At 63.2% G+C, this 11,668-nt stretch carries 11 protein-coding genes; 7 read left to right on the top strand and 4 right to left on the bottom strand.

Features of this window, described 5'->3' with window-relative positions; all coding sequences use genetic code 11:
• Positions 1–44 precede the first annotated feature (44 nt).
• On the top strand, positions 45–2,264 hold the full coding sequence (locus tag BMY91_RS00775; protein ID WP_090816981.1) for a S9 family peptidase: 2,220 nt from the start codon (positions 45–47) through the stop codon (positions 2,262–2,264).
• Positions 2,265–2,268: 4 nt separating this feature from the next.
• On the opposite strand, the gene BMY91_RS00770 is transcribed toward BMY91_RS00775, so the two are convergent.
• Both BMY91_RS00770 and BMY91_RS00765 read right to left on the bottom strand, forming a co-directional pair.
• The gene (locus BMY91_RS00770) at positions 2,269–3,081 is read right to left on the bottom strand and encodes a class I SAM-dependent methyltransferase (RefSeq protein ID WP_090816978.1); all 813 of its coding nucleotides are present in this window, start codon (positions 3,079–3,081) and stop codon (positions 2,269–2,271) included.
• A 19-nt stretch (positions 3,082–3,100) separates the two neighbouring features.
• A complete protein-coding gene (locus tag BMY91_RS00765; RefSeq protein WP_090816974.1) occupies positions 3,101–3,484 on the bottom strand; it encodes a DUF7793 family protein in 384 nt (127 codons plus the stop codon).
• Between the two features lie 216 nt (positions 3,485–3,700).
• Between BMY91_RS00765 and BMY91_RS00760 the strand changes: the two genes are divergently transcribed.
• Positions 3,701–5,338, top strand: a complete 1,638-nt coding sequence (locus tag BMY91_RS00760) for an ATP-binding protein (protein ID WP_090816971.1) — start codon at positions 3,701–3,703, stop codon at positions 5,336–5,338.
• Between the two features lie 230 nt (positions 5,339–5,568).
• Here BMY91_RS00760 and BMY91_RS23035 read toward each other — a convergent pair whose 3' ends face one another.
• Positions 5,569–5,739, bottom strand: coding sequence for a hypothetical protein (locus BMY91_RS23035; protein ID WP_175538735.1), 171 nt, complete (start codon positions 5,737–5,739; stop codon positions 5,569–5,571).
• Positions 5,740–5,846: 107 nt separating this feature from the next.
• Between BMY91_RS23035 and BMY91_RS00755 the strand changes: the two genes are divergently transcribed.
• Positions 5,847–6,899: a hypothetical protein gene (locus BMY91_RS00755; RefSeq protein WP_090816968.1), complete on the top strand. Its 1,053-nt coding sequence runs from the start codon at positions 5,847–5,849 to the stop codon at positions 6,897–6,899.
• A 2-nt stretch (positions 6,900–6,901) separates the two neighbouring features.
• On the top strand, positions 6,902–8,452 hold the full coding sequence (locus tag BMY91_RS00750) for a putative bifunctional diguanylate cyclase/phosphodiesterase (RefSeq protein WP_090816965.1): 1,551 nt from the start codon (positions 6,902–6,904) through the stop codon (positions 8,450–8,452).
• Here the strand turns inward: BMY91_RS00750 and BMY91_RS00745 are convergent.
• Positions 8,445–9,023 (bottom strand): GNAT family N-acetyltransferase, encoded by a 579-nt coding sequence (locus BMY91_RS00745; RefSeq protein WP_090816962.1) that lies wholly within the window; start codon positions 9,021–9,023, stop codon positions 8,445–8,447. The genes BMY91_RS00750 and BMY91_RS00745 overlap by 8 nt on opposite strands.
• Positions 9,024–9,131: 108 nt before the next feature.
• Between BMY91_RS00745 and BMY91_RS00740 the strand changes: the two genes are divergently transcribed.
• Genes BMY91_RS00740 through BMY91_RS00730 form a run of 3 tightly spaced genes read left to right on the top strand, consistent with a single transcriptional unit; the run spans position 9,132 to position 11,574 of the window.
• Positions 9,132–9,590 carry a hotdog fold thioesterase gene (locus BMY91_RS00740; protein WP_090816959.1) on the top strand — a complete coding sequence of 153 codons (459 nt, stop codon included), beginning with the start codon at positions 9,132–9,134 and terminating at the stop codon, positions 9,588–9,590.
• 7 nt (positions 9,591–9,597) lie between these two features.
• Entirely contained in the window at positions 9,598–10,941 is a 1,344-nt protein-coding gene (gene paaK / locus BMY91_RS00735; RefSeq protein WP_090816957.1) for a phenylacetate--CoA ligase PaaK, read from the top strand.
• Positions 10,942–10,971: 30 nt separating this feature from the next.
• A complete protein-coding gene (locus BMY91_RS00730; protein ID WP_090816954.1) occupies positions 10,972–11,574 on the top strand; it encodes a TetR/AcrR family transcriptional regulator in 603 nt (200 codons plus the stop codon).
• Positions 11,575–11,668: the final 94 nt, after the last annotated feature.

Here is an 11,668-nt window from a genome sequence, read left to right as displayed (position 1 = left end):
GAAATCACTGGTTGCCTGTCAGAGCCCGTCTATAGAGTTGCCCCATGAGCCACACATCTTCGGCCCCTGCCGCTACTCCGGAATCAGCAGTCCAGCCCCCAGTCGCCAAGCGGGTTCCCACTCGCCGCGAGCACCATGGCGACGTCTTCGTGGACAACTACGAATGGCTCAGGGACAAGGAGTCCGCCGAGGTCGTGGCACATCTCAAGGCGGAAAACAGCTACCAGGAAGCCGTTACAGCGCATCAGGAACCGTTGCGCGAGGCGATGTTCCAGGAGATCAAGGGCCGCACCCAGGAGACGGACCTGTCAGTGCCCAACCGCAAGGACGGCTGGTGGTATTACAACCGTTCAGTGGAGGGTAAGGAGTACAGCATCCAGTGCCGCGTCCTGGCCCGGAACACTGGCGACCCTGTGGCGGACTGGACTCCTCCTGCTGTGGAAGCCGGCGTGGACCTTCCCGGTGAGCAGGTGCTCCTTGACGGCAACATCGAAGCCGAGGGCCAGCCATTCTTCAGCGTAGGCGGCGCTGCAGTAACCGTGGACGGCAACCTCTATGCCTACGCTGTGGACAACTCCGGGGACGAGCGCTTCACTCTCCGGATCAAGGACCTGCGCACCGGCGAACTTCTCCCGGACATCATCGAGGACATCTTCTATGGGGTGGCCTTCTCCCCTGACGGCACCCGTCTCTTCTACACCGTGGTGGACGATTCATGGCGCCCGTACCAGGTAAAGGCCCACGTCCTGGGCACACCCGTCACTGAGGATGAGGTTCTTTACCAAGAGGACGACGTCGCCATGTGGCTCGGTTTCGACCTCGCCTCCGACCGCCGCCACCTGGTGCTCAGCATCGGCTGCTCGGAGTTCAGCGAAACCCGGCTGCTCCGTTTCGATGACTACGAGGCCGGGCTCAGCACCGTCATCTCCCGCGACCACCACGTTCTCTACGAGGCCGAGCCCTTCATCCTGGACGGCCGGGAGACCCTGCTGCTGACCCACAACAAGGACGCCATCAACTCCATGGTGAGCCTGGTGGACCCGGCCGAACTCAGCAAGCCGCTGGCTGAGCAGCACTGGCGCACCGTCGTCGGGCATTCAGACGACGTGCGGGTCAACGGTGCAGGGGTAACGTCCACGCACCTTGTCATCTCCGTCCGCAAGGACACCATTGAGCGCGTGCAGGTCCTTCCGCTGGCAGGCCTTGGCAGTGCCGATCAGGGCGCACCCGTTGAGCCCGCCTTTGCTGAAGAGCTCTACACTGCCGGCGTTTCCGGCTCGGATTACGAGGCCCCCGTGATCCGTATGGGCTACACGTCCTACTTCACGCCGTCACGCGTCTACGACTTCGTCCTGCCCACCGCCGACCTTCCTGACGGCCAGCTGTTGCTCCGCAAGGAAAGCCCCGTATTGGGCGGTTACTCCTCCACGGACTACGTCGCCACCCGTGAATGGGCAACGGCCGACGACGGCACCAGGGTCCCGTTATCCGTGCTGCGCCACGCTTCGGTCCAGCAGGACGGTACGGCTGCCGGGCTCGTGTATGGGTACGGCTCCTACGAGGTGAGCATGGATCCCGGCTTCGGGGTAGCCCGGTTGTCGCTCCTTGACCGCGGAATCGTCATGGTGATTGCCCACATCCGCGGCGGCGGTGAACTGGGGCGGCACTGGTACGAGGACGGCAAGAAGCTCACCAAGAAGAACACGTTCACGGACTTCATAGCGGCCACGGACTGGTTGGCAGGCTCAGGTTGGGTTGCTCCCTCCCGTATTGCTGCCATGGGCGGCTCGGCAGGTGGCCTGCTCATGGGTGCCATCGCCAACATGGCCCCGGAAAAGTACGCTGCCGTGGTGGCCCAGGTGCCGTTCGTCGACGCCCTGACCACCATCCTCGATCCCGAGCTCCCGCTGTCCGCCTTGGAATGGGAGGAATGGGGCAACCCGATCACGGATCCCGAGGCCTATGCCTACATGAAGTCCTATACGCCGTACGAGAATGTGGGGGCGGTGGCCTATCCCAAGATCGCCGCAGTGACCTCTTTCAATGACACCCGGGTACTGTATGTTGAACCCGCCAAGTGGGTCCAGGCCCTGCGTTCCGTGGCCACCGGGTCTGAGCCGATCGTCATGAAAATCGAGATGGACGGAGGCCATGGCGGCGCGTCGGGCCGGTACGTCCAGTGGCGTGAGCGCGCGTGGGACTATGCCTTCGTGGCCGACTCCGTGGGTGCCACGGAACTGCTCCCTGGCGCCGGTCTCAAGTAGCCGGTCAGGACGGCTGGCGCGCCCGCAGCAGTGCGTAGTAGCCCGGGATCACGTCCGGGGCCGAGGGATTGCTCAGCGGGCGCGTCTCGATGCTCGCTGAGCCTTCCTCCACAAGGTTCCAATCCGCCGTCGGGAATGCCTTGGCGCGCTGCTTGGCACCAAAGCGTCCCGGCATCGGCAGCCCACGAATAGCCCACTCGAGTGGTCCTGGGATTGATTTCCGGGTGGCTCCAAGGTGGCTGACATAGTCCACGGGCGTGCCCGGGAAGTTGGTTTCGGCCAGGAACACGCTTCCGCGCGTCCCGACGACGGGCAGCAGGTTCGCCGCCAACGCGGAACGGCCGTCGCGATCCAGGACGTGCAGAACGCCGCGGATGAACACGTTCGCGTCTCCGGTCCAGCCTGACTCCTGGAGAGCCGTTGCGACGGTCTGCGCCGCGTCAGGTGCCGTCATGTCGCACACGGCGAAGGACGCCGTCGTGATGTCCGCGGCTTCCTGCCGCGCACGGTCAACGGCGTTTGCCGAGTAGTCGAGCCCCAGCGCGTGCGGGAAGTGCTGTGCCAACAGCCGGGTGAAGCTGCCGTTTCCGCACCCCACATCCACCACGGGCAGGGCTGGATCCAAATGCGCCAGCTTGGGGAGGTAGCCGTTCAGTTCGTGATCGCTGCCGGAATCCCACAGGACATCGCCCGTAGCGCCAGTGGAGCGGATATTGCCCCAAAACTGGTCCCACGCTGTGCGGGGATCCTTGGGAGCAGCGGAAGAGAGCCTGATGAGGCGCGGGATCAGCAGGTACTTCCTGAGGGCGGAGAACATTCTCCAAATATAAGTGGCCCTACGCCTCCACCAGCCACTCCAACGCCTCTGTTTCGGATGTGAAGAACTTGGTAGGGCACGGAGGCTTCATGATGCCCAGGAAGAAGTTGGCAATGACCCTGTCCACCGGAGATGATCCCCAGAGGGCGATCCTGTTGGCCTGGCATGGCTTCGCGAACACGGACCGTGCACCCCGCGTGACGTCGTCGGTGGTGGCCATGTCCACAATCATCGGATGGCGGTCCTCGCCACAGAGCTCGTTGACCCGGTCCATGGCCCGTTGGGCGTCCGGTTCCTGGATCCTCGCACCGCGCGGCCATGTCAGCCGAAGGATGCCCGATTCCTCGAGTTCCAACCGGAACGCCACTTGCTGATGATCCTGCGGTGCTGCTGGGTGGTCCACGTTGCTCCTCTTGCCTTTGGTACTGCAGGGGAGGCGGACACGGCTCCCAGTCGCTGATTCCCTCAAGGCTGTCTAATCCGTGGGCCAAAGTAAAGGTGTGGGCCACGACTCATCCAACCCATTTGACGCACGGCCACCCTTGTCCTCAAACCCGCTGATAGGGTGTTGCCACATCACGTAAACACCGTGAACGAACGTTGGAACGGAAGGGGCTCAGTGGGCGAGACCGTTGCCGACATACAGCATGCCCGCTCTGCCGTGGTGGCGGATTCAAACAAGGACCGTCTGGCTGCCACCTCGGACGCCCTCGCCTTGGCGGGTTTCACCGTGCGCCCGGCTCCGGACCACGCGGCCTTGGTCCGGCACGTCCAGGAGCAAAGCCCCTCTGTGGTGGTGGCCGAGAGCTCCCTGGCCCATGGGCTCCGCAGTCCGGGAGTTCCAGTGCTGTTGATCCTTGAGGCACAGGATTGTGTGGACCTTAAGGAAGTGGAGTCCTGGCGTATAGCCGACTACGTCCTCAGTCCTGTGCGGCCCGGCGAGCTTGTTCACCGTGTTGAAACGCTGATCGGGCGCGCCAAGGAGCGTGCACGCTCCCGCAGCGAGATTGAAGCACTCCGGGAAAGCCTCAGGAACGTCTCGGCCGCAGTCCGGGAAACCAACGAGCCCCAACTCATCGCAGACCACGTGGTCCGTGGGTTTGGTCAGGCCCTGGGTGTGGACCACGTCTGGTTCGCTACGTTCCGTGACGAACGCGTCCCGAGCATCCGCGCGCAATGGAATGCCCCGGGCTTACCGCTGCTTCCTGCCCGGCTCGGCGACAGCGAGAACATCATCGCGGATGTGGCCAACAAGCTATGGGCCGAAGCTGACGTCCTGGCCGTCACAGACCATAGAGACGATCCCGATTCCATCATTGCCCGGGAACTGCGCACGTGGTCCCACGAACTCCATCCTGTGTCCACGGTGCTCCTCCCGGTGGGCGAAGGCGCATCCGCCATGGGAATCATTCTCCTGAGCACCGTGCGTGAGCCACATGACTGGACCCGGCCGGAGATCGCTTTGATGCAGCATGTGGCCGGCAACGTGGCCCACGGCCTCATCCAAGGCCACCTCATCAGCGCACAGCAGCGCGTCCTGCACCAGTTACGGCAGTTGGACAAGGCAAAAACCGACTTCCTGGCAACCGTGAACCACGAACTTCGGACTCCCCTGACGTCCATCACGGCATACCTTGACATGATCCAGGATGGTTCCGGGGGCCCGGTCCCGGAAGGCATTGGCAAAATGCTTGATGTGATCGCCCGGAATTCCACCCGCCTCCGCAAGCTCATCGAGGACATGCTCACCGTTTCCATGCAGGACGGCAGCAACCTGGACCTCAAACCGGTGGATATCGCCAAACTCCTCCACGTGGTGGTGGCCACTCTCCGCCCGTTGGCAGATTCCCGCCATGTCTCCGTGTCCGTTACCGAAGGAACCGAGGACATCGAAGTCACCGCTGACGAAGCAAAACTGGAACAGGTGTTCACCAACATCGTGGCCAACGCCATCAAGTTCACTCCCGAGGGTGGCCGCGTGGGCATCACCAGCTCCGTGTCATCCTCCGAGCATGGCGGCCTGGCCCTGGTGCGGGTCGCGGACAATGGCCTGGGCATCCCCGAGCACGATCTGCCTCATATCTTCACCCGCTTCTACCGTGCCTCCAACGCCACGTCCGCTGCGGTTCCCGGCAGTGGCCTGGGACTCGCAATAGCCCACGACATCATCAGCCGCCACATGGGCCGCCTCCTGCTGGACTCCACGTTGGGATCCGGGACGACGGTGTCCGTAGAGCTGCCGGTGGGCGGACCGTAGTGGGCACGCGGGTGTGTGCATGCGGGTGTGTGCATGCCGCTGTACCAGAGCTCCCGCACCCATGTCCTCTGCGTCCCCTGCCCCTGTGACAGTTGTGTCAAGCGGGCGTCCGGACATGTGGTCTGCGGTCACTAATGCGCGACATCCGGCGAAACAAAAACTGATGCCCCGGGCGGCGGCCCAGGGCATCAATTTACGTCATATGGCCTCGAGAGGCACTCCCCCAATGTTTAGTTCGGCCACCAACCGATGCTGGTGGTGTTCGTCTTTGTGGAAGTGACGCTGTTAGGCCACCAACCGATTGCCGTGCTGTCCTGCGAAGGCTCGGCATTAGCCGGAGCAGCGAATCCCGTTACTGCCAGAACCGCCGCCATGAGCAGGGTTGCCGCAAATTTTTTCATCCGCTATGCCCTTTCGTACTGATGCGAATTTGTTGAGTGTGACTTGAATAAAGTCACGGTGCAAACTATACGAGCTTTTCTTCCGCAATGACATGGATAATGGGCACATGCAAAGTCCCCATCTCGCATCCCACCTTGTTGCCGGTCTCACGGCACGCGCCAAATGGAAGGAACGGGACTTCGATGAAGCCTTCCGCTTGGCAGGAGAGGCCGCACAGCTCGCCACGGCGGCCGGGGACGAAGAAGCATGGTGGAACATGCGGTACCTGCAGGCCGAATGCCTCCGGGACCAGGGCCGGATCGAGGAGTACCTCAGCCTGGCCGTCGAGCTGAACGATCACAGCCTTACCTCCTCTTCGCCGGAGCTGGGGGCCAAGGCAGGAACCATGGTTGCCATTGCATTCCAAGGGCTGGGCCGCCTCGCCGAGGCAGCAGCCATGGCCGCCGACGCTGCCAAACTGGCGGCCCGCGACGCCGACCTGCTCTACGTCCAGATCCTTGCCCAGCGCGCACTGATCGCAGCCTTGGCTGAAAGCCGGCTCCTGGACGACGCCTGGCGTGAGTGCTTGGTGCTGGAAACCCTGCTGACCGACGACGTGGATGAAGACACCGCCGGAAAGGGCTACTGGGTGATTGGCAACGTTGCTTTCCTTGCCGATCGGGTTGCTGACGGCGGGCGTTATCACGATCTCGCTGCCGAACGGCTGTCACCGTCAAAGGACGTTGATTTGTGGGCGCGTTTCAACCGGGCTTCCGCGGAAATGCGGCTTCAGGCGAAACTCAGCGACGCCGCTACCCTCCGCTGCATTGAAAGGGCCGAACTCGCCACGGACATTGTGGGCGGCTCAGAACGCGACCATCTGGAAATGTCCTTGGTCCGCGCACATTGGTATTTCCTCAGCGGCGATATGGAACAAGCCACCGGAATCCTTGAACCGCTCTGCGCCCGATCCTCAATTTTGGCGACGCAAACCTCCGCGGAGGCACATTTCCTCTTGGCCCGAACGTTGCTTGAGTCCGGCAGGCGCGATGATGCACTGGCCACCTTCGAGGAAGCATCAAGCCTGTTCGATCAAGCAGCATTGCCTGACCGCAGCGCGGCAGTCCGGCAGCATCTGCTCCATACCGATCCACAACGAGGCCGGCCACACGGGGAGTGAGCATGTCCGAAGGAAAAATGTACTCCGGCAACGATCCCCGCTTGGGTTTGCTGCTGGAAGGCATCGTCAGGCTGGCCGCCGGCGACCTCAACACCAGGATCGAAGTTTCGGACGCGCGCGACGAAATTGATGCTGTGATCATGGGGACCAACCTCCTGGCCGAGGACCTCCAGATTGTCTACGAAGAGTTGGAACAAAGGGTGCAGGCCCGGACCCAACAGCTCAACGAAGCCCATTTGGCGATGCAGCACATGGCAATGACGGATCCCCTGACGGGTTTGAACAACCGCTCAGCTTTTGCCTCCGCCCTCAGCGAGGCCCAGGCCGGCGGAGTGACAGGCGGGCGGGCAGCCATCCTCCTGCTGGACATGGACGGTTTCAAGGCCATCAACGACTCCCTGGGCCACACCATCGGGGACAAAGTCCTGGAGACCGTGGCCAACCGGATCAGCGGCGCGGTCAGGGAACAGGACATGGTGGCCCGCATGGGTGGGGATGAATTCGCCGTGCTCATCCCCGACGTGACCCCTGCAGTGGCCGCTTCCATTGGCAACCGCATCCTAGCTGCCGTAGTGAGCGTCATGGAGGTTGAGGGCCAGCATCTCCGCTGCGGGGCCAGCATGGGCCTCAGGATGGCCGATCCCGGGCATCGCGCCGAGGAGCTGATGATGGAAGCGGACATTGCCATGTACGAGTCCAAGGCTGACGGACGCGGCAAGCTCAAGGTGTTTGAGCCGGCCATGCTGCATGCGAGGCAGATGCGGAACCAACTGGTGGGCGAGCTCAAAGAGGCAATAGCCGGATCCCAACTGGTGCTCTACTACCAGCCCATCATCCGGCTGGATACCCGCGGAATTGAAGGCGTGGAGGCCTTGGTCCGTTGGAATCACCCCACCCGGGGACTGATCATGCCGGACGAGTTCATTCCCATCGCTGAGGAAACGGGCATGATCTCAGAGCTGGGCGGCTGGGTGCTCCGCACCGCCGTCGAACAGTTGAAGCAATGGCGCACCGACCCCCTGACGGCGGGCCACGACTTCAGCATGCGCATCAACGTATCGGCCGCGGACCTGCAGCGTCTTGAATTCATCGAAGATGTGCGGGAGGCCCTGGCCTCAGCCGGGCTTGACCCCTCGCTGCTGGTCCTGGAGCTAACCGAAAGCGCGGTCATTCTGGGCAACGACCTGGACCGCTACACGCTCAACAGCCTGCGCCGCCTGGGGGTGGGACTGGAAATTGACGACTTCGGCACCGGCTACTCCTCCATCAGCTATCTCCGCCAGCTGCCCGTGGACACCGTCAAAGTGGACCGGACGCTGCTCTCCGCCTTGGGCAGCGACCCGTCACAGCCCGCGCTGCTGGCTGCTGTGCTGCAACTGATCCGTGCGTGCGGTCTGGCGGCCGTATGGGAGGGCATTGAAACCGTTGAGCAGGCCGAATATCTCCTCAGCATCGGCTGTACCAGCGGACAGGGTTACTACTTCAGCCGGCCGCTGCCCGAAGAGCAGCTCACGGAGCAGCTGAAGCACCACAAGACGTGGCCTGTCAGCTGATGGTCCGCGTCCACGGGTGGTGCCGCGTGCGCCATTCCGAGTCCAGAATGGCGTAGATGCACTCGCTGGCCCACTGCCCTTTGTAGTGCCAGTTATCCACCAAAGTGGCCTCCAGCCGCATGCCCAGCCGCTTGGCAATCCCTGCCGAGCCTTCGTTGAGGGCATCCAGTTTGGCGTCCACCCGGTGGAAGGACAGTGTCTCGAACGCCAGCCGCAGCACGGCTTCCGCCGCTTCCGTGGCGATGCCGTGGCCCTGGGCGTCAGGATGGAGTATCCAGCCCACCTCGGCTTGCCCTGTGCCCTCCAGCCACTTCAGCACAACCTCGCCCATGAGGCCGGGCTGGTCTTTGCGTTCAATGGCCAGGCAAACCCAGTCCCCCTCTTGTTTGAACTCGAAGTTCGCGTACCGGCCCAGGACCTCCATGGACTTGGTCCTGGTCAGCTCATTGCGCAACAGGAAGCGTGCAGTTTCGGGCAGGGACTGATAGCCGTGGAAGCGATCGAGGTCCTCGGCCTCGAAGCGGCGCAGGATGAGTCGATCGGTGATGATGGGAAGCTCAATTTCGGGCATGACATCGAGGCTACTAGGTACGGCCGATTCGTGGCCCAGTCTTGACACGTGGCGCGATCTGGGATTACCTAATGAACATTCGGTAAATAAAGCTGGAGGCAATGACGCATGGTTGAAACAACCCTCTCCGGTGCATCGCACCACATCCTGACGAACGATTACGCGTCCGAATGGATGGGCATCGAGGTCCTCAAGCTCGACGACGGCCACGCCACCATCCGCATGCACCTCCGCCAGGAGATGCTCAACGGTTTCGGCATGGCCCACGGCGGAATGATCTTCGCCTTCGGAGACACCGCCTTCGCCTTGGCCTGCAACCCGGCCAACCCCACGCCCAAGCAAGCCGCCAACATCACGGTGGCCTCCGGCGTCGACATCAACTTCATCAAGCCGGCGTTCCAGGGCCAGGTGATCACCGCCGTCGCAAACCGCCGCGCGAGTACCGGCCGAAGCGGCCTGTATGACATCCAGATCTATGCGGCCAATGCCGATGCCGCCCCCGACACCGAGCCCGGCGAACTCATTGCAGAGTTCCGTGGCCGCAGCCGCACCATCTCCAAGAAGTAGGAAACTGATGACTCAGAACACCGTGGCAGCGCCCGCCACCTCCCAGGCCAGCGCCCCTGTGCTGGACCGCGAAGAAACCATCTCCCGCGACGAACTGGAAGCACTCCAGCTCACCCGCCTCCAGCACACCGTTGCTTACGCCTACGATCGCGTGCCGCTCTACAAGCGCAAGTTCGATGAAATCGGCGTACACCCCTCCGACCTCCGCGAGTTGAGCGACCTCGGAAAGTTCCCCTACACCACCAAAGAGGACCTCCGCCTGGAATACCCGTTCGGCATGTTCGCCGTCCCGCAGGACCAGGTGGCGCGCATCCATGCCAGCTCCGGCACCACCGGGCGCCCCACGGTGGTGGGCTACACCAAGAACGACCTCGCCAACTGGGCAACCCTGGTGGCCCGCTCCTTCCGCGCCTCCGGCGTCCGCCCCGGCATGAAAGTCCACAACGCTTACGGCTACGGCCTGTTCACCGGCGGCCTCGGCGCGCATGCAGGCGCTGAAGCACTTGGCTGCACGGTCATCCCCATCTCCGGCGGCCAGACCGAACGCCAGATCCAGCTCATCCAGGACTTCAAGCCGGACGCCATTCTGGCCACGCCCACGTACTTGCTCACCATCGCCGATGCCATGCAGCACCAGGGCATCGACCCCAGGTCCACCTCGCTCAAGTACGCCGTCCTGGGGGCCGAGCCGTGGACCGAAGAAATGCGCCACGAGCTCGAAACCACCATGAACATCAAGGCCTCGGACATCTACGGACTCTCCGAAGTCATGGGCCCGGGCGTCGCTGGCGAAGCGGTGGAGACGCAGGACGGCTGCCACATCTGGGAGGACCACTTCCGCCCCGAGATCATCGACCCCTTCGATCACTCCACGGTCCTGGCCGACGGCGAACCCGGCGAACTCGTCTTCACGTCGTTGACCAAGGAAGCGCTGCCCATCATCCGCTACCGCACCAAGGACCTCACGCGCCTGCTGCCCGGAACCGCGCGCCCCGCGCACCGCCGCATGGGACGCATCACCGGCCGCAGTGACGACATGATCATCCTCCGCGGCGTGAACCTCTTCCCGTCACAGATCGAGGAGATCGCCCTCCGCATCCCCGAGCTGAGCCCGCACTTCCAGCTCGAAATCACCCGGCCCGAAGGCAAACGCATGGACTCGCTGACCGTTCGTATTGAGCGGCGCGAGGCGGTGTCCCCCGAGGCAGGTACGACGGCGGCACACACCTTGCGCGAGCAGATCAAGATTCACGTGGGGTCCTCTTGTGTGGTTGATGTTGTGGAGCCGGGTTCGCTTGAGCGCTCCAACGGCAAGCTCCGCCGCATATACGACATGCGCCCCAAGGGCTGACCTTGGGTGAGATCGTGAGAAAATGCCAGCATGCCTACTGAGACCACCACCAAGCGCGGACGGCCCGGTTACGACCAGCAGTCGGTGCTCCGCATCGCCGTCGACGTCTTCAACCGCCACGGGTACGACGCAACGTCCATGGGCATCCTGGCTGAAAACCTCGGGATCTCGAAGTCAGCCATCTACCACCATGTGCCGTCCAAGGGCGATCTGCTGAAGCTCGCCCTGGACCACGCGCTAGGCGGCCTGGAAGCGATTCTGGAAGAGCCTTCGGCTACCTCCGGGCCCGCCGATGCGCGGCTTGAGTTCGTGCTGCGGCAGACCATCGCTGTGCTGGTGGACAGGCTGCCGTTCGTCACGCTTCTGCTGCGTCTTCGGGGCAACACGGAAATCGAGCGGAATGCCCTGGAACGCCGCCGCGCGTTCGACCACAGGGTGGCCGAGTTGATCTCGGCCGCCCGTGAGGACGGCTCGCTCCGCCAGGACATCGATCCCCGCACCGTCACGCGACTGCTGTTCGGCACCATCAACTCGATCGTGGAGTGGTACAAGCCCGGGGGCTCGCTATCCCCGGAAAAGCTCGCAGACGATGTCATCACCATGGCCTTCGACGGGCTTCACACGGCCGCCTGACCTCGTCTCCCCGGCGAACCCTCTATCACCTAACGAGCCCCGCCGGCGAACCCTCTCTCACCCACCGGGCCCCACCGGCGAACCCTCTCTCACC

This window comes from Arthrobacter sp. yr096, assembly GCF_900108925.1.
Classification (GTDB): Bacteria; Actinomycetota; Actinomycetes; order Actinomycetales; family Micrococcaceae; genus Arthrobacter.
The sequence above is the reverse complement of the archived record's forward strand: the minus strand, read 5'-3'. Positions and strand labels throughout refer to the sequence as shown.

Bases quoted from the DNA above. Each gene is read 5' to 3' on its own strand.
- BMY91_RS00750 (WP_090816965.1), top strand. From the start codon at position 6,902: ATGTCCGAAGGAAAAATGTACTCCGGCAACGATCCCCGCTTGGGTTTG.
- BMY91_RS00745 (WP_090816962.1), bottom strand. From the start codon at position 9,023: ATGCCCGAAATTGAGCTTCCCATCATCACCGATCGACTCATCCTGCGC.
- BMY91_RS00775 (WP_090816981.1), top strand. From the start codon at position 45: ATGAGCCACACATCTTCGGCCCCTGCCGCTACTCCGGAATCAGCAGTC.
- BMY91_RS00730 (WP_090816954.1), top strand. From the start codon at position 10,972: ATGCCTACTGAGACCACCACCAAGCGCGGACGGCCCGGTTACGACCAG.
- paaK (WP_090816957.1), top strand. From the start codon at position 9,598: ATGACTCAGAACACCGTGGCAGCGCCCGCCACCTCCCAGGCCAGCGCC.
- BMY91_RS00740 (WP_090816959.1), top strand. From the start codon at position 9,132: ATGGTTGAAACAACCCTCTCCGGTGCATCGCACCACATCCTGACGAAC.
- BMY91_RS00755 (WP_090816968.1), top strand. From the start codon at position 5,847: ATGCAAAGTCCCCATCTCGCATCCCACCTTGTTGCCGGTCTCACGGCA.
- BMY91_RS23035 (WP_175538735.1), bottom strand. From the start codon at position 5,739: ATGAAAAAATTTGCGGCAACCCTGCTCATGGCGGCGGTTCTGGCAGTA.
- BMY91_RS00770 (WP_090816978.1), bottom strand. From the start codon at position 3,081: ATGTTCTCCGCCCTCAGGAAGTACCTGCTGATCCCGCGCCTCATCAGG.